Source organism: Paenibacillus marchantiophytorum (genome assembly GCF_014640555.1).
In the GTDB taxonomy this organism is placed as follows: domain Bacteria; phylum Bacillota; class Bacilli; order Paenibacillales; family NBRC-103111; genus Paenibacillus_E; species Paenibacillus_E marchantiophytorum.
In genome coordinates, this window is sequence record NZ_BMHE01000001.1 from 218,208 (window position 1) to 235,009 (window position 16,802).

Annotated in this window: 20 protein-coding genes; all 20 read right to left on the reverse strand. The window is 46.2% G+C overall.

Annotated elements, in window-relative coordinates; all coding sequences use genetic code 11:
* Positions 1-5: 5 nt before the first annotated feature.
* Positions 6-1,853 carry a DNA primase gene (dnaG, locus tag IEY34_RS01045; protein ID WP_189006348.1) on the reverse strand — a complete coding sequence of 616 codons (1,848 nt, stop codon included), beginning with the start codon at positions 1,851-1,853 and terminating at the stop codon, positions 6-8.
* A 50-nt stretch (positions 1,854-1,903) separates the two neighbouring features.
* Positions 1,904-2,368 (reverse strand): YaiI/YqxD family protein, encoded by a 465-nt coding sequence (locus IEY34_RS01050; RefSeq protein WP_189006350.1) that lies wholly within the window; start codon positions 2,366-2,368, stop codon positions 1,904-1,906.
* A gap of 90 nt (positions 2,369-2,458) precedes the next feature.
* Positions 2,459-3,274, reverse strand: a complete 816-nt coding sequence (locus IEY34_RS01055) for a pyruvate, water dikinase regulatory protein (RefSeq protein WP_189006352.1) — start codon at positions 3,272-3,274, stop codon at positions 2,459-2,461.
* 184 nt (positions 3,275-3,458) lie between these two features.
* On the reverse strand, positions 3,459-4,208 hold the full coding sequence (gene recO / locus IEY34_RS01060) for a DNA repair protein RecO (protein WP_189006354.1): 750 nt from the start codon (positions 4,206-4,208) through the stop codon (positions 3,459-3,461).
* 45 nt (positions 4,209-4,253) lie between these two features.
* The gene (locus IEY34_RS01065) at positions 4,254-4,406 is read right to left on the reverse strand and encodes a YqzL family protein (protein WP_189006356.1); all 153 of its coding nucleotides are present in this window, start codon (positions 4,404-4,406) and stop codon (positions 4,254-4,256) included.
* A gap of 96 nt (positions 4,407-4,502) precedes the next feature.
* Positions 4,503-5,402, reverse strand: a complete 900-nt coding sequence (gene era / locus IEY34_RS01070; RefSeq protein WP_189006358.1) for a GTPase Era — start codon at positions 5,400-5,402, stop codon at positions 4,503-4,505.
* Positions 5,403-5,408: 6 nt separating this feature from the next.
* On the reverse strand, positions 5,409-5,843 hold the full coding sequence (locus tag IEY34_RS01075) for a cytidine deaminase (protein WP_268240097.1): 435 nt from the start codon (positions 5,841-5,843) through the stop codon (positions 5,409-5,411).
* 11 nt (positions 5,844-5,854) lie between these two features.
* Entirely contained in the window at positions 5,855-6,559 is a 705-nt protein-coding gene (locus IEY34_RS01080; RefSeq protein WP_189006364.1) for a diacylglycerol kinase, read from the reverse strand.
* Positions 6,559-7,092, reverse strand: a complete 534-nt coding sequence (gene ybeY / locus IEY34_RS01085; protein WP_189006367.1) for an rRNA maturation RNase YbeY — start codon at positions 7,090-7,092, stop codon at positions 6,559-6,561. Before ybeY ends, IEY34_RS01080 begins: the two co-directional genes overlap by 1 nt.
* Positions 7,093-7,124: 32 nt before the next feature.
* Positions 7,125-9,353, reverse strand: a complete 2,229-nt coding sequence (locus tag IEY34_RS01090; protein ID WP_189007045.1) for an HD family phosphohydrolase — start codon at positions 9,351-9,353, stop codon at positions 7,125-7,127.
* Between the two features lie 40 nt (positions 9,354-9,393).
* Complete coding sequence (locus IEY34_RS01095; protein WP_189006370.1) at positions 9,394-10,359, reverse strand: PhoH family protein; 966 nt, start codon at positions 10,357-10,359, stop codon at positions 9,394-9,396.
* Positions 10,360-10,365: 6 nt separating this feature from the next.
* Complete coding sequence (yqfD, locus tag IEY34_RS01100; protein WP_189006373.1) at positions 10,366-11,559, reverse strand: sporulation protein YqfD; 1,194 nt, start codon at positions 11,557-11,559, stop codon at positions 10,366-10,368.
* Between the two features lie 37 nt (positions 11,560-11,596).
* Positions 11,597-11,875 carry a sporulation protein YqfC gene (yqfC, locus tag IEY34_RS01105; RefSeq protein ID WP_189006375.1) on the reverse strand — a complete coding sequence of 93 codons (279 nt, stop codon included), beginning with the start codon at positions 11,873-11,875 and terminating at the stop codon, positions 11,597-11,599.
* 156 nt (positions 11,876-12,031) lie between these two features.
* The gene (locus tag IEY34_RS01110) at positions 12,032-12,490 is read right to left on the reverse strand and encodes a YqfB family membrane protein (protein WP_189006378.1); all 459 of its coding nucleotides are present in this window, start codon (positions 12,488-12,490) and stop codon (positions 12,032-12,034) included.
* Between the two features lie 20 nt (positions 12,491-12,510).
* Complete coding sequence (floA, locus tag IEY34_RS01115; protein ID WP_308422972.1) at positions 12,511-13,500, reverse strand: flotillin-like protein FloA; 990 nt, start codon at positions 13,498-13,500, stop codon at positions 12,511-12,513.
* 12 nt (positions 13,501-13,512) lie between these two features.
* Entirely contained in the window at positions 13,513-14,178 is a 666-nt protein-coding gene (locus IEY34_RS01120; RefSeq protein ID WP_189006381.1) for an NfeD family protein, read from the reverse strand.
* Positions 14,179-14,308: 130 nt separating this feature from the next.
* Positions 14,309-14,752 (reverse strand): GatB/YqeY domain-containing protein, encoded by a 444-nt coding sequence (locus tag IEY34_RS01125; RefSeq protein WP_189006384.1) that lies wholly within the window; start codon positions 14,750-14,752, stop codon positions 14,309-14,311.
* Between the two features lie 8 nt (positions 14,753-14,760).
* Positions 14,761-14,934, reverse strand: coding sequence for a 30S ribosomal protein S21 (gene rpsU, locus IEY34_RS01130; protein ID WP_029195880.1), 174 nt, complete (start codon positions 14,932-14,934; stop codon positions 14,761-14,763).
* Positions 14,935-15,048: 114 nt separating this feature from the next.
* Positions 15,049-15,399, reverse strand: coding sequence for a histidine triad nucleotide-binding protein (locus IEY34_RS01135; RefSeq protein WP_189006387.1), 351 nt, complete (start codon positions 15,397-15,399; stop codon positions 15,049-15,051).
* A gap of 278 nt (positions 15,400-15,677) precedes the next feature.
* Entirely contained in the window at positions 15,678-16,652 is a 975-nt protein-coding gene (rsgA, locus tag IEY34_RS01140) for a ribosome small subunit-dependent GTPase A (RefSeq protein WP_373291136.1), read from the reverse strand.
* Between the last annotated feature and the right edge of the window lie 150 nt (positions 16,653-16,802).

The following is a 16,802-nucleotide window of genomic DNA, read 5'->3' on the forward strand; positions in this document are numbered from 1 at the left end:
CAATTCTAAGTTGACTTCAATCGTTTTTCTAGGGCGATAATTTCAATTGCTATTTGTGCTGCTCTTAGATGGTCGCCCGCGCGCTCGGCGCGAACTCGTTCTTCTTTCTTGCGTTCAACTTCATCTTGCATAGGAACTTTGCGAATTTGGCGAATATAGTCGTCAATCACTTGTTCGTTCATTCCATGACCAGCTCCCATCATAACAATGGAACTAGCCAAGCTCTCCAGCTGTTCGTCTTGCAGCATGGCAATGTATCGGCTTGCATCCGGCTCAGCATTCTGAGCGTAGTAAGCATATAAATAAGCAGCTAAGACTGCGTGAGCTTCAACATTGAACTGATCACCCAATTGTGCTTCCACGTGGGTACAAACATCTCGATCATGCATCATTACAGCAAGAATTAATCGTTCTGCATTGTGATAAGCGGGCAAAAGAGAAGGCGTTTTCTTACGTGTTCGTTCCGCTGTTCTCCCATTATTCATAACATTATTCCACAGAATTGGTTTATTATCCCCATCTGGTCGGTTTTTTTCCGATTGCAGCAAGATTTCATGAAGGTCAAGCTTCATGGCTTCATACGAGGAATCTGGGAATTCTGACGCCAATTGTTTCAAATAATGTTCGCGCTCCATTGGAGAATGGAGATCACTGATTAATTTTACAGCGGATTGCAGATAACGCAGTCGGTCACCGTCCTCATGCAACTTAAAATTTCTGCGGATATACAAAAGCTTATATTTCATCGACGGTACGGCAGGTTCAATGATCTCCCGCACAAATCGGTCAAAACCATAATTTCTGACATAATCATCAGGGTCTTTGCCATCCGGCAGCATTGCCACTGTCACTCGGCTTCCCGTTTCTTCCAAGATCGGAATGCTTTTGAAAGCTGCAGATTGACCGGCATTATCCCCGTCATAACAAATGACGATTTGGTCCGCATTGCGGTTCAGTAAAGCTGCATGCTCCTTAGTCAAAGCGGTCCCCATTGTAGCGACACCATTGCTGATACCAGCTTCCCAAGCTTTGATTACATCCACATAACCCTCGAAGAGCACAGCTTGTTGAAGCTTTCGCATATTGGGCCTAGCCTGGTGAAGGTTGTACATCGTTCTGCTCTTGTTGAACAAAATGGACTCTGGACTATTCAGATACTTAGGCTGCCCATCTCCCATTGATCTGCCGCCGAAGGCAATCACTTTGCCAGTAGCGTCACAAATAGGAAAAATAATGCGTTCGCGAAATTTATCGACATAGCCGTTCCCTTCATGTTTGGCTGAGAGCAATCCGCCCTTCTCCATGAGTGCCAGATCAAACTCACGTTTCTCGAGCTGTTGAACGAGTGTATCCCACATCGCCGGAGCATAACCAATCTGAAACGTATCGATCAGCTTATCCGAAATGCCTCGTGATGCCAAATATCCTTTGGCTACTTTGCCTTGATCCGTATTGCCAAGAATGTAATGATACAGTTTCGCCGTAAAATCATATGCCTTCAGTAAAGTAGCTTTCTCTTGCTGCTGCTCGTTCTGTTCCTCGGTCGCTTCTTCCCATGTGATGGGAATATCTGCTTCCTCGGCAAGCTTGGTGATGGCTTCAGCGAAGCTTAGTCCTTCAATCTCCATAATGAAACGAATTAAATTGCCGCCTACATTACAGCCAAAGCAACGATAAATTTGTTTCTCTGGTGTAACTGTAAAAGAAGGACTTTTCTCGGAATGGAAAGGACATAGTCCCTTCATATAATGCCCTTGTTTGCTCAAATGCACGTGCCTGCCAATTACATCAACGATGTCATGGCGCTTGAGTACAGCCTCAATGACCTCTTCAGGTATGCGTCCGTACCGCATTTTTTATTCCACCTACAATTCAGGTCGCTTTTCCGACTAATTACTATTCGCTACTCATTTTCGATTTCCTGCAAATATTTTAAAAGTTTTGTCAAACCATGTAGAAAATTTTTACGATCTTCCTCTGTGAACGGTTTTGGACCCTTGGTATGCTTGCCGCTTCTGCGCATTTTTGCCGATACGTGGCGACGTTCCAATAGGAAATCAATCGAGCTATTGGTATATTCCTGCCCTCGATTCGTCAAGCATATAGAACCCTTTGCCAATCCCAAGGCGGCGAGACCGAAGTCCTGGGTGACCAAAATATCTCCTGGCTTAATCTGATTGGCGATGTACAGATCAACAGATTGGTCCGATCGGTCCACTTGAACGACCTTCACGCCAGGGTTTTCCTTCATCCGATGATCAAAAGAGGCAACTAGAACAACTTGTACACCAAACTGCCTACCTGCGTGCTCAATTTCAGATTTCACGGGACAAGCATCGGCGTCAACGATGATGCATCTCGTTCGCATGTGGTTCAGCCCCTGCCCTTAAATGAAATCTCACCGTACTATTATATACGATGGACTTGCAAAAAATCCTGCTAGGATAAACATAAAATCCTACTGGATTCGTTCAATATGATCCATAACCAAGCTTGCTGTTTCTTCGACCGCACGATTTGAGACATCAAAAATTACACAACCGATTTTGCTCATAATTTTATCAGCAAAAGCCAGTTCTAATTTAATACGTTCTACATTCGCATAGGTTGCATTTTCTGCAAGTCCAAGTGTGCGCAGACGTTCCTGGCGGATCACATTCAATTTATCAGGATCAATGCGCAATCCAATGATCTTGTCTTTGGGCACGGTATAGATGGCAGCGGGCGGCTGCATTTCAGGGACTAACGGCACGTTGGCCACTTTGAACCTTTTGTGCGCAAGATACATAGATAGCGGCGTTTTCGAAGTTCGAGATACGCCTAATAGGATGATATCGGCCTTTTGAATCCCGCTAAAGTCTCGCCCGTCGTCATATTTGACTGCAAATTCAACGGCTTCTACCTTTTTGAAATAATCCTCATCCAACGGATGAATCATGCCTGGTTGTCTGCGCGGTTCTTGTCGCAGTGCTTGCCCAAGCGTCGCAACGACAGGTCCCAAGAGATCGATATGCGGAATATCGTATTGTTGAGCCTTCGTTATCAGGTCGTCTCGCAGCTCTGGTATGACTAAGGTAAAGACAACAATACCGCCATGAATGCGAATCGCATTCACTACTTTATCAATACCCTCAAAATCATGGATAAATGGCGCTCTTACAATCTCCACCGGTGCAGGGTGAAACTGCATGGCAGCCGCGCGTACGACCGACTCTCCCGTCTCGCCAACAGAATCAGATACGACATAGACCCGAGTAGGTAATGGATGGTCCATCTTTCCTTAGCCCCTTTCAGCAGGGACGAGGCCCTGCATTGTCATTAGTATGTAACGGTTATGAGAACAGAACGAAAGCATAAAAAAACTCACCGATATGCGGGCAGCACAAGGGCGAGGTGTTTTCCACCACATCATAGCAGACGCAAAATCACATGTCAAATCAACACGTTGGCCGTAAATGCTATATATTATATTTCTCCATTTGTTCAATAAATCCTCTTGATTTCCATTGCACGCCAATATGTACATCCATATAAGCACGCATACAAGCTTTCAACTGGTTTTTCGTTTCATCCTTCACCTGAACCGCACCTAATCTGCGCATATCCATCCTAGGAAATAACTTTAGTAGTTTGTACGTCCCTTCCCCTATAGGAAGCGCAACCGCATCTTTATAGCGGCAGCGTGTGCAGAGCGTCCCGCCCATGGCAGGGCTAAAACTAGCCATACCGGTTGTTTCTCCGCAGGATACACAGGCATCTGTCACAGGCAAATAGCCAGCCAACTCAAACATTTTCATTTCATACAGGTGAACGACAATTTGCATGTCCTTGCCTTCTTGAATAGCCATTAATCCTGCTTTGAGCTGTTCAAATATATAGGCGCTTCCTTCTTCGTCACCGAGCATCCGATCCGTCATTTCAACCAAATAGGATGCATGGGCAGACATATGAAGGTCTTCCCTCAAGGCATGATGGGCTTCAATAATCTCAGCGCTATTAAGCGAACCCATCTGACCTTTTTGTTTAAAAAAAACAAAATCGCCGTACGTAAAAAGCTGCGTGACGGCGGCATGTCTACTTTTCACTTTCTTCGCACCCCGAGCCATAACGCCAACCTTACCCAGCTCGGGGGTGAACAGACTAATGATCTTGTTCCCCTCTCCATAGTCCATACTACGGAGCACGATCCCCTGTACACTACGCAGCAAATGATTTCCCCCATGAAATGCCGCTCTGGACTTACGAACATTTATTTACATATTCAGACCCTCGAGCGGCTCTTCGTTACTTTGATCCTCTTCCTGCACTTCGGTATCCATTCCCGGCTCACCGGTTACTTGCTTGTACAGTAAGTAGGCGTCTACATCACCGGTCTTTGAAAAATACGTCCACGAAAAGTCTTTCATGTTCAGCATCCTCCCCATCGAACGTGATGTTCATAGGATGTGCAGAGAATGCATCTCTATGCGATACAATAATTGGAACTCTTTAGGTAATTACAATTAATCGTGACGGAACCCAAGATCACGCAGTACTCTATCTTGGTTTCTCCAGTCTTTCTTCACTTTGACCCAAAGTTCTAAGAAGGTTTTGGAACCAAGCAGCGTCTCAATGTCTCTACGCGCTTGTCTGCCGATCTCTTTGAGCAAGGCGCCTTGCTTCCCGATCACGATTCCTTTTTGGGAATCACGCTCAACAAAGATTACAGCCGAGATATGAACTACGCCATTAGGCTCGACACGCATATCTTCGATCTGAACAGCTATGGAGTGCGGAATTTCTTCCCGTGTCATATGCAAAATTTTCTCGCGCACAAGCTCCGCGCAGACGAACTGCTCCGGATGATCCGTAATCTGATCTGCTGGGTAGTATTGGGGCCCTTCCGGCAAATAGCGAATAATTTGTTCCAACAAAGTTGTCACGTTATTCCCTTTGAGCGCAGAGACCGGCACGATTTCAGCAAAATCATACAGATCCTTGTAATTCGTAATCACAGCTAACAAAGCTTCAGGTTGCACCATGTCTATTTTGTTCAAAACCAGAATGACAGGCGTTTCAATCAGCTTTAACTGTTCGATAATATAACGGTCGCCACCGCCAATGCCATCGACGACATCAACCAAGAACAGAACGGCATCCACTTCTCCAAGCGTACCATGAGCAACTTTACTCATATAATCGCCTAATTTGGAAGTCGGTTTATGAATACCAGGCGTGTCCAGGAACACGATCTGGCCGCTACCTGACGTATAGACACCATGGATTTTATTTCTGGTGGTTTGCGGTTTGTCGGACATAATGGCAATCTTCTGCCCGATAATTTGATTCATAAGCGTTGATTTCCCTACGTTCGGACGTCCGATGATAGAGACGAATCCTGATTTAAATTCTTTTTTAGCCACTTCTAGTTATCCTCCATTTGCGTGCAAATCTTTCGTTGTAAAAGCGCCCGGCAATAAAGCGGACACGGTTGTTTCTGCGAAATCCCCTTGGAGACTGCCCAAATATACCGGCATATCCGGCGAACAGAGCTCAACAAGCACCTGACGGCATACGCCGCAAGGAGAAATCGGCCCATCTGTGTCTCCCATCACGGCGATGGCTTGGAATGAACCCGCTTTGTGTCCATCGGCAATAGCCCGAAACATCGCCGTGCGCTCTGCGCAATTCGTTGGTCCATATGCCGCATTCTCCACATTGCAACCATAATGTACATGACCGTCTGCATCTAGCAGCGCGGCACCTACCTGAAAATTCGAATAAGGGGTATATGCGCGTTTCATTGCTTCTTTAGCATGTTGAATAAGTTCTTTAGGGTCCATCGAAGACAGCCTTCTCTCCACATATAATAAGGTTATAGCATGTTTAGGCAGGAAAAAGCGAGGATTGTTACAGCGACACCAATTAATGCCCCCAGAAAGAGGGCAGGAAAAGGTCGCGTCTTCTTATCATATAGCATGATAAAAATAATGACAGCCATCGTATACGCAAGCAAAGCTACGATGGTTTGTGAGACGAAAATAGCCATTACCGTCGCAATGGCAAAAGCAATAGCCGTCAACAGGCTTGGTCGAACCAGCTTCCCCTTGTCTGAGAACCGGGTTTCAATGACGATGACGGTCAAAATAACGAGAGCAAGCAGCACCCAAATCGTACCTGCAGAAATTTGGGTTTCGTTTAACCTGGATCTACGCAGCAGGAGATCGATTGGTTCATAGAACACAATCATGCCAACAATGACGGCAAATCCTGCGGACACCAAGACAGACGCCGCGGCGACGTCCTTCGCTATTTTGGCTAACGGATGGCGGTCTGGCATCGCCAAATCCACCGTTTTTTCCACAGCCGTATTAATTAGTTCCGTCACGATCATTAATGTAACCGCTAATAATATGAACAGAATATCCGTTTTGGGCAATTGAAAAAAAAGGGCTGCCAGTAAAACAAGAAAAGCAACGCAAAAATGGAACTTCATATTGCGTTGCGTATCCAGAGCATATTTGATTCCTTCGTAGGCGTACCTGAAGCTTCTGCGCCATTTACGGAAGCCGTCGTTCATTAGCGTGTCAAACCTGCCTTCAGCAAAATATCCTCCTGCTTAGCAAACATGACTTTCTCTTCTTCCTCACTTTGATGGTCGTAGCCGATCAAATGCAGGAAGCCGTGAACGAACAGAAATCCAAGCTCTCGCTCCACAGAATGACCATACTCTTCCGCTTGCGCGATCGCGCGTGGAACCGAAATAATAATATCGCCAAGCGGCTCAATGAAGGATTCCGACACCATCTCATCGTCCTCCAACCCTTCGGTATCCGCACCCTCATCCTCATAGTTAATCTGAATTTCATCCTCACCGAACTCACTCATCGCGAAGGAAAGCACATCCGTAGGCTTGTCTAAGTCGCGGTATTGCTTGTTCAGCTCTTGTATCGCTTGATCATCAACAAAAGTTAATGCTACTTCTCCAGCCGCGATGCCTTCAAGCTCACCTGCCAAACGCAGCAGTTCTTCCACTTTCTCGATAAAAGCAGGCGTGATTTCTTTCACTTCCTGCTCACTGCTCCACTCTAGCGTCAAATCTAAGCTTGCCATTCCTGTTGTCCCCCTTTGTGAGCTTCTTATCTTTATGTTCCTGATTTCTTGGGCGCCAGTTCACTTGGATATTCGATCCGAGAATGAAAAATGCCTAACAAGGTTTCATTTAATGTCTTCGCGATCTTATCGAGTTCTTTGAGTGTAATATCACATTCATTGAACTGACCGTCATCCAAACGGGATTTGATAATCTTGTGCACCATGGAGTCAATTTGTTCAAGCGTTGGGTTGCGGAGCGAACGAACAGCTGCCTCAACACTATCCGCAATGCCAACGATAGCGGCTTCCTTGGATTGGGCCTTGGGCCCCGGATAGCGGAAATCCTCTTCGCGGATCTCCTTGTCGCTGCCTTCTTCCTCCGCTTGCTTCATCGCTTTATGATAAAAATAATGGAGCAAGGTTGTCCCATGGTGCTGCTCGGCGATATCCCGAATCGGTTTCGGCATTTTGTAATCCTTCAGCATTTCTACCCCATCCCGCGGATGGGCAATGATGATGGATTTGCTCAAATTCGGATCGATACGGTCATGCGGATTCTCTATATTCGTTTGATTTTCGATGAAATAGCTTGGTCGCTTCGTCTTGCCGATATCGTGATAGTACGATCCTACACGGCACAGCAGCCCATCCGCTCCAATAGACTCGGCAGCAGCTTCCGATAAATTCCCCACCATAACACTGTGATGATACGTGCCAGGCGTCTCTGTCAAAAGCTTGCGCAGCAGCGGATGATTCGGATTGGAAAGCTCCACCAGTTTAAGCGGTGACAGAATGCCGAAAGCAACCTCAAAAAAGGGCAGCAAACCGATAACAAACACGACGGTAAGCAATCCTCCTGCAGCTGCGAATGACAGCGATATCAAGGCTTCCTTCTGTTGAAAGTGATCTTCCATCAGCAGCATGGAAGTAATCGTGAGCATCGAGAAGAAAGCTATCATAAGACCAGCCTTCAATATCGTAGCACGTTGACTGGCCCTTTGAATCGTGAATACAGCGCTAAAGCATATGACTAAGCTGACTAGTCCGTAACGGAAATCAAAGAGCAATGTATGCTCCGTATTGAAAATGATGCTTGCCATCAAAGAGAATAGCACCGAAGAAACAAAAGCAAGCGGCGCATCAAGCAGGATCGCAATTAAGATGGTGCCCAAAGCTGTAGGAGCCAAGTAACCAATATACGGATAATCCAGATTTTGAACAAGAGAAATAATCTTCATACTGATAACATTGATGAGAAAAATAAGAATCAGCATAACCAGTTGAGAGTTGTTGTATTTAATCGGCAGTGAGCTCTGTTTGACAAACATAAACACTACCAAAGACAACAAGGCCGCAAGTATACTCAACCCGAACTGAGGCAAATAATTGGCTTTATCCTTCAATAATTCCAACTTGTCCAGTCTGGCGTAAATCTCTTCTGTGATCATATCTCCGACTTTGACCAGCACATCATTTTTGTTGATGTAGACCGGCTTGACGTTCTCGCGCGCTTGACCTTTCGCATCATCCGTCCCTTTTTGATCAAAAAATTTATTCGGCGTGATAACGACTCTCGCGATTTCCGTCACCATTTCACGCGAAGTATTTTTGGTCAGGTTGGATGTGTTGACGAGCTCGGCTACTTTGGCTCTCACCGTTTGCGCGTCCAAAATTTGGTCATTCATCAATTTCGCGACAATATCCTTCGTCACCGGACGCATAGCGGCCAAATCTTCTTTGGTCATCCGCGGCAGCTTAAAATAGGACTCTTCAGGGAGCTGATATTGCTGCTCGGCAAGAGCTGTTTGAATTTGCTCAAGCAACGGGACATTGTATTGACCGCTAGCGCGCAGCGATTTGATCGAATCATTCTCCAAGTCACTGATAAGCTGAGGGATCACACGACGATAAATGCTGACCTTGTCATCGAATTTGACTTCTTCATCCGCATTGATTTGCAATAATTTATCATAAATGGCATCAATCAGCGTATCATTCTTGAGATTGACAATTCGATACACAGGCTGTACACGCTTGGCCGCGTCTTCTTTAGCCTGCTCTGTCGCAATTGCGTTCTCAATTTGTCTGGGCGCATAGATCGTCTTTTCACTGGTTGTTCCGAGTACAATATCATATACCTGCGGTACAAGCTTGGCATATAGAGACACATAGAAGCCGAAAGCCAGCAAAAGAAACAACAGTACCCGAATACCAGTACTGTATTTCCATCCGCTTAACTGGTAATGAAATTTGCCTTTCATTTGCACTTCATTTTTCATCACGGAGGTCATTCCTCTCTACCTAACAACCCGCCAACAATCACTTTTCGTTCTCGGCATTATAGGCAACAATGATTTTCTGAACGAGCGAATGCCGAACAACGTCCTGCTCATCGAAATAAATAAAGCCTAACTCCTCAATCCCGCTTAGAATCCGGTTGGCCTCAACCAGACCCGACGATTTCCCGCGCGGCAAATCAATTTGCGTGACGTCTCCGGTAATCACCATTTTGGATCCGAAGCCAAGTCGTGTCAGAAACATTTTCATCTGTTCAGGTGTTGTGTTCTGGGCTTCATCCAAAATAATAAAGGAATCGTCCAACGTTCTGCCTCGCATATAAGCGAGCGGAGCAATCTCTATCAGGCCTCGCTCTAGGGATTTAGCTACTTGTTCAGGACCTAGCACATCATTAAGAGCATCATACAATGGGCGTAAATAGGGGTCAACTTTTTCCTGGAGATCTCCCGGCAGGAAGCCAAGGCTCTCTCCCGCTTCGACGGCTGGCCTCGTTAACACGATTCTCTTGACGGCGCCTTCTTTCAATCGCGTAACAGCCAGGACAACAGCCAGATAGGTTTTCCCTGTCCCCGCTGGGCCGATACCGAAGACGATATCCTTCTTCTTGATCGTTTCTACATATTTGCGCTGTCCAATCGTTTTGACACGAATTGGTTTCCCTTTATGTGTCGATGTAATTTCGCCTTTGAATAAATCCAGCAATTGATCGGCTTTCATCTGTTTGGCGAGCTCGACAGCATAGAGGACATCCCGCTCTGTCAAGGTGTAATTATTCCTTATGAGCTGGAGCAGAACTTCAAAAAGCTGCTGAAGTGAGTTTACTTCCGCAGCTGCACCTTGTATCGTTATTTCAGCTTCACGCGTAAAGATCTGTGCAGGAATTTCCGCTTCGATGACATGCAGGAACTTGTCCTGAGGACCGAACAGGGCTAGTCCCTCAGCCGGATTTTTCAATGTAAGTTTGACTGACTGCGCATTTTCTACCAACAGGCCTCATTCTCCTCGTATCACAATTGGTTGTTCTTCGGCGATATTTTCTTCGACTTCAAAATGAACGTCTATATAAATTTTACCATTCTCTGTTTTTTCATGCAAAATTTTTTCACCTACGAGTCTAGCATCCGCTCCTGAAGCTGCGAGTAATTTGGCTCTAGCCTGCTCCAAGCCTGACTTTCTGGCATTGGCTGCCTCAATCGGTTCTTCTACGAGATTCATTTCCATAACCTTCTCATGCAACCAGCCTACCGGCAAGGCCCAAGATCGCCAAGCGATCGTCTTCCTTTCCGGAATCGTTTCGAAGTGCTCAAACCTCATCTTCCCGTAACCGCTTAGCTGCAGGGCTCGCGTACCCCATACGAGATAATTGCGGTTCGCAGTCTCTCCTGTGTAGACTTTATATGTTTTCGTAAGAGGCGCTTCAATTCGGGAGGTATACCAGACCACTCCTTTTACTTTTCCCTCCGCGACAACAACTTGATTGTTCTGCTCGTCGCCAATCGTGCCCGAGATCAGCACGTCCCCTTTTCTAACATACGTATTCGGCTTTACCAGCGGTTTTCCTTTATCCGAAATAATCTCCGTTACCAATGCATTTTTGGATGCGACCAAGTTTCTTGGGTTCATCAATTTGCGGGGATCGGGAATCGTCGCCTCCACTACTTTTATTGTAACATGAGTACCGCGAATTTCCACGCCCACCCAAGCTGTGCTCGGCAGCAAACTTTGAATATCGCGCGATAGCTCCTCTGTTTTTTTCAATTTTAGCTTCCACTGGAACAGATGAATACCTTGCTTGGAGGCAGCTTCAAGAATTTGCGCATCCGTAATGCGGTCATTCCCTTCCACGCTAATTTGCCATACAAAGGATGTCAACACATAGATGCCAATGATAAAAGCAGCCATGCCTCCGAAAAAAAACTTTCTCCGCCCCAATCTCTCCATAAAAAAAGGAAGCCCGTACCGTTCCAGTACATGCATCCTGCAGCCTGTCCGTTTCAGCAGCGGCTTAAGCCGAAAGAAATCTTTTATAAGTATATTGCACTCCAGCTTTCCTTCCGGTGTCGCTTGAATATCCCATATGGAGAAGCCCTTCTCCATCATGGGATTAATGAGCCTCTCACACTCGCTGCCTCGTATTTGAATGCGCACATACCCTCGCAAACGGGTTATGAACATGGATTGTTTCATAACTCAGCCTCCTGTGTTCTTGTCTCTTATTGTTCATCTATGGCACATACTTCACATTGTCGATCCAGCCTTCAATAAAAACTTCCTCAGAGAGAATAGCTCGAATAACCAAGTCTTTCCCAAACACTTCTAACGTCCCCTTCGTTAGTTCAAGCTTCAGATTCTCACTTGAAAAATGAAGCACGCCCCTGTGATTCTCAACATAAAGCTGTACGTTGCCGATCATCGTAATTCGCGGCAAGTCCTGTACCACATCCTGGGGAAGATCGAGGATTTTGGCCGTGAACTGGTTCCATTTGCGGGTCAAGCGACGCATAGCTGGGCAGTACCCCCTCTAACTAGATGATCATGACGACAGATGAAGTGCATAGACTTTCTACCAAATTATGCGGGCATGGCTGATTTTATGTGAAAAACCTGCAAAGCAAAGAACGCCCCCTCGATGTCTCGAGAAGGCGTTCTGTAAGGACTTTTACCTGCGGTATGGTTTCTTCGATCGGGGTGGACCCAGAATTTCAGCCCAGATCACGCCTTGCATCAGTTGATCTTGCTTTACCTCATCGGGAAATGCACTGGATGAAGCAATCGCATTGGCATAAATGGGGGAATTTTCTGTACTCCTCTGCACAGTGGATCCAAAAGGCGAACCTTTGGATTTGGGCATTGCCGCCTCAGGTTTGCCAGCATGGGACCGCCCAAAATCGTCCGCTGTGCGGTTTGGAGGCTCCGTGCCGCCAAAGCTTCGCGTTGCTGCGTCCGCCGCTTCAGACGGCCTTGGGACGCGTGTAGTCGTCTCTCCAAACGAAGGCATCCCTCGCTTAGGCGATCCTGACGCTCCACGACTGCGCTTGCTGCCGACTTGATAGAGGAACGTTATTGCGATAATAACCAGATACCAATGTTTAAACAGAAATGCAAGGAGTTGTTCCACGAGATCACCTCATAAACCTTTTATTCTTTATCGCCTTTGCCATCATTGACTTTGCCTAGCGAAGAACGCATTTGGGTATCTGCATCAATGTTTTTGAGATTCATATAATCCATCACGCCTAAGTTGCCGCTGCGAAGCGCTTCCGCCATGGCAAGCGGTACTTGCGACTCGGACTCAACAACCTTCGCACGCATCTCGACAACCTTCGCTTTCATTTCTTGCTCAGCGGCAACTGCCATTGCCCGTCTTTCCTCCGCTTTGGCTTGCGCAATCCGCTTATCGGCTTCCGCTTGTTCCGTTTGCAAATGCGCGCCAATATTCTTGCCCACATCTACGTCAGCGATATCAATCGATAAAATCTCGAAGGCAGTACCGGCATCCAAGCCTTTGCCTAACACTGTACGAGAGATTAAATCAGGATTTTCGAGCACATCCTTATGCGAGTCGCTCGAACCGACGGTTGTGACGATCCCCTCGCCAACACGGGCAATAATCGTTTCCTCACCTGCGCCCCCGACCAACCGATCGATATTGGCACGCACGGTAACCCTGGCAATAACTTTGACCTCAATACCGTTCTTCGCAACAGCCGAAACATTAGGCGTTTCGATGACACGTGGATTTACACTCATTTGAACCGCCAGCAAGACGTCACGCCCTGCAAGATCGATGGCTGCCGCGCGTTCAAATTCCAGATGAATCTTGGCACGATGCGCCGCAATCAAGGCATTGACAACACGGTCTACATTACCACCCGCCAGAAAATGACTCTCTAGTTGGTTCACACTTAAATCAATACCGGCTTTCGTTGCTTTGATCATCGGGTTCACAATACGGCTCGGTGTAACCCGGCGAAGTCTCATCGCAATTAAGGTAATAATACTGATGCGAACCCCGGATGCGAGCGCTGAAATCCATAGCATAACAGGTACAACACTTAACAAAATTGATAATACGATAATAATAATTGCTGCCATTAACACCAAATATAAGCCTGGTTCAATATTCATTCTGAAATCCCCCTAACTAAGTTTTGAATCCTTCTCCTTGACAACGACACGAGCTCCCTCAACTTCTACAACAACAACTTGCCTGCCAGCCGAAATAAAACTGCCATTGGTCACGACATCGATCCGTTCCCCCTGAATGATAGCCGTACCTGCCGGTCGAAGGGGAGTTACAGCTTCACCCGTCAAACCAGTTAAGTACATGAGATCCGGGCTCGAAGTAAATCCCTTGTCTGTCGTTAGCTGCTCTTTCAGAATAAAACGATTCCAAACGCCGCGGTGCTTGAAGGTTTTGATTGCATACACAATTACAACTATAGCAATCAACAAGGCGATTCCCAGCATTAACGCCGCTTCTTTGGGATTGGACGAAGCCATCAGCACGCCGCCAAAGAGGCATATGGCCCCCAGTACGCTTAGAATTCCAAAGCTGGGAACAACTAATTCCAAAATAAGTAGAATTAATCCGATGCCAAACACGGCCAAATCGCCAAAACCAGCAAAACCTGCCAAATAAAACCCAAGAAAATAGAGACCAAAACCTGCTACCCCAGCTAAAGCGAGCAATCCACTGCTAAAGAATAAAAGTTCTAAAGCAATCCCAATTATACCAACCACTAATAAAACGGTTGCAGTAACTGGATGAGTCAGAAAGGCGGACAAGTTTTCAACAAACATCATCTTTCACTCCTTCCCTGATTCTTCCTTCTCATTAATATGTACGCTCGAAACGACAAACTGTTTCATTTTGTGAATAAAATAAAAAGACCGAGTGGACGGAATCCTCTCGGTCTTGTAAAACACATTTGTATTATCCCAATAATTGTTGGACTAACTGATTGATAAGTTTACCATCAGCACGTCCCTTAACCTGAGGCATCAATGCCGTCATCACTTTGCCCATATCCGCTTTGGAAGAAGCACCAATTTGTTCGATGGTCTGCTGTACAATGGCTTTCACTTCTTCCTCAGAAAGCTGTTGCGGCATGTACTCAGCTAGAATAACAAGTTCTGCCTTCAGGCTCTCGGCCAAATCATCTCTGCCGGCCTTCGTAAATTCTTGGAGGGAATCCTTACGCTGTTTGATTTCACGAGTTAGAACGTCAAGCACTTCATTGTCATCTAAGGCTCTTTTCAGATCAATCTCTTGATTCTTAATAGTGGATCTCACCATTCGAATAACCGAGAGTTTGAACTTGTCCTGACTCTTCATCGCTTGCTTCATATCTTCGTTCAATCGATCGCTTAAGCTCATGTTGCCTCCTAGAACTTTCTCTTACGAGCAGCCTCTGATTTAAGCTTACGCTTAACGCTTGGCTTGTCATAGTGTTTACGTTTCTTAACTTCTGCTAGAATGCCATCCTTAGCGATGGAACGCTTAAAGCGACGAAGTGCAGCATCTATAGTTTCGTTCTTACGAACTCGAGTTTCTGACAACAGTTTTCCCTCCCTCCGAACAGACCATCTAAGATCAAACGGTTCATCAAATCTCATTATAGGTGATAGTAATTAGGGTGTCAATCGAATACTTGCGATTAATTAAAGATAGCGTTAATTATGAACGCCTAAAGGAGACAACCTTGCCCCAGCCATCAAATGATAGTGAAGATGATGAACAATCTGTCCAGCGTTCGCTCCATTATTGGTAATGACACGATAACCGGATTCTGTAACGCCTAGTTCTCTAGCAATTTGCGCGGCAGCGTTTTGCATCTGCCCAATCAATGCCCAGTCTTCAGAACCCGCTTCTGCTAGTGATGCGATATGCTTTTTGGGGATAATCAGGACATGGATCGGTGATGCGGGCTGAATATCATGGAAAGCTAGAATCTGATCATCCTCGTAAACCTTCTTGGAAGGAAGATCCCCTGCAACAATTTTACAAAAAATACAATCACTCACAAGTAAGCTTGTCCCTCCACTTTCCTAGTCCTTCTACGTTAATTTTATCGGAAACATATGAAAAAATCCAATCCAATTGCGACTTTTTAATGGCACCGCTGCAAAAAAAAGAAACATCACCCCGACAGTGTGAGGTTTCAACGAATAAACCGCTTTTTCTACCAATAATTCTTCCAAAACCGTAGTCTGGATACTCGGCCCGCAGGAACAGCTACAGCATATCCAGCTACAGGCAAAAGGCTACTCAGAGCTCGTTATTTCTGCTGTTGTTTGGCAGCTTACAAGCGATTATTTTGACTTTTCATTGCCTGGTGCAGCTTCTTCCACTTGGCCTTTTCCGCTGCTTGCAGACCTTTATCTTCTTTGCGCGCCAAGTAGGCAAGTTCCTTCTGCAATTTCAAATAACTTTGAAAGCGCTCATGCCCAAGCGTCCCTTCGTCCAGCGCGTTTCTCACCGCACATTTGGGTTCATTAGCATGCTTGCAATCTTGAAAAAAGCACTTCTCAGCGATGTCCTCCACATCTTGAAATGAGGTGCTCAGCCCCTCGGAAGCGTCCCAGAGCTGAAGTTCCCTCATCCCTGGAGTATCTATCAAAATGCCGCCGCCGGGCAGCGTGATCAACTCTCGATGGGTCGTGGTATGTTTCCCTTTGTCGTCTCCGAATCGGATATCGCCAGTCTCCAAAATATCTTCCCCATAGATATGATTTACCAAGGTCGACTTCCCAACCCCAGAGGAGCCAAGTAATGCCACAGTCTGACCTCGCGAGATATAAGGAGCCAATTGGTCAAGCCCACGATTTGCAGCGGAGCTGATGACATGAATGGGAACACCTACAGCAATAGCCGCGACTTCCGCAGCTAAGGCTTCCGGATCCTCGCACAAATCCGCCTTACTGAGCACAATCACCGGATTGGCCCCGCTTTCCCAAGCAAGCACCAAGTAACGTTCAATTCTGCGCACATTAAAGTCCTGATTCAGCGCAGTAACCAGAAACACGGTATTTACGTTCGTAGCGACGATTTGCTCTTCATTGACTTGTCCAGCCACTTTCCGGGAAAACTTACTTTGGCGCGGCAGTACAGCATGAACCGTTGCTCGCTGTTCTTCGGCTCTGATTGAAACCACAACCCAATCACCTACGGCTGGGTAGTCTTCACGATGAATCGCAAGGTGCCGCATTTTACCGGAAACTTCCGCTAACACCTCACCCGATTCTGTTAACACGCGATACATATGTTTATGTTCCAAGGACACCCGTCCTGCCTGATATCCTTCACTAAGATAGGGTTCAAATGATTTTTCGAAAAAAGTGTTCCAGCCTAAATCGGTTTTTATCAAGTTTACGTGTCATCCTCTCATTGCTTTCTAGGTCTAAGTATAGTCCGCAATCTAAGGCAC

Coding starts and splice junctions, on each gene's coding strand:
- IEY34_RS01080 (WP_189006364.1), bottom strand. CDS start 6,559: ATGAACGACGGCTTCCGTAAATGGCGCAGAAGCTTCAGGTACGCCTAC.
- IEY34_RS01050 (WP_189006350.1), bottom strand. CDS start 2,368: ATGCGAACGAGATGCATCATCGTTGACGCCGATGCTTGTCCCGTGAAA.
- IEY34_RS01055 (WP_189006352.1), bottom strand. CDS start 3,274: ATGGACCATCCATTACCTACTCGGGTCTATGTCGTATCTGATTCTGTT.
- IEY34_RS01120 (WP_189006381.1), bottom strand. CDS start 14,178: ATGATGTTTGTTGAAAACTTGTCCGCCTTTCTGACTCATCCAGTTACT.
- dnaG (WP_189006348.1), bottom strand. CDS start 1,853: ATGCGGTACGGACGCATACCTGAAGAGGTCATTGAGGCTGTACTCAAG.
- IEY34_RS01125 (WP_189006384.1), bottom strand. CDS start 14,752: ATGAGCTTAAGCGATCGATTGAACGAAGATATGAAGCAAGCGATGAAG.
- IEY34_RS01065 (WP_189006356.1), bottom strand. CDS start 4,406: ATGAAAGACTTTTCGTGGACGTATTTTTCAAAGACCGGTGATGTAGAC.
- yqfD (WP_189006373.1), bottom strand. CDS start 11,559: ATGAAACAATCCATGTTCATAACCCGTTTGCGAGGGTATGTGCGCATT.
- yqfC (WP_189006375.1), bottom strand. CDS start 11,875: ATGCGTCGCTTGACCCGCAAATGGAACCAGTTCACGGCCAAAATCCTC.
- floA (WP_308422972.1), bottom strand. CDS start 13,500: ATGAATATTGAACCAGGCTTATATTTGGTGTTAATGGCAGCAATTATT.
- IEY34_RS01090 (WP_189007045.1), bottom strand. CDS start 9,353: ATGAAAAATGAAGTGCAAATGAAAGGCAAATTTCATTACCAGTTAAGC.
- ybeY (WP_189006367.1), bottom strand. CDS start 7,092: ATGGCAAGCTTAGATTTGACGCTAGAGTGGAGCAGTGAGCAGGAAGTG.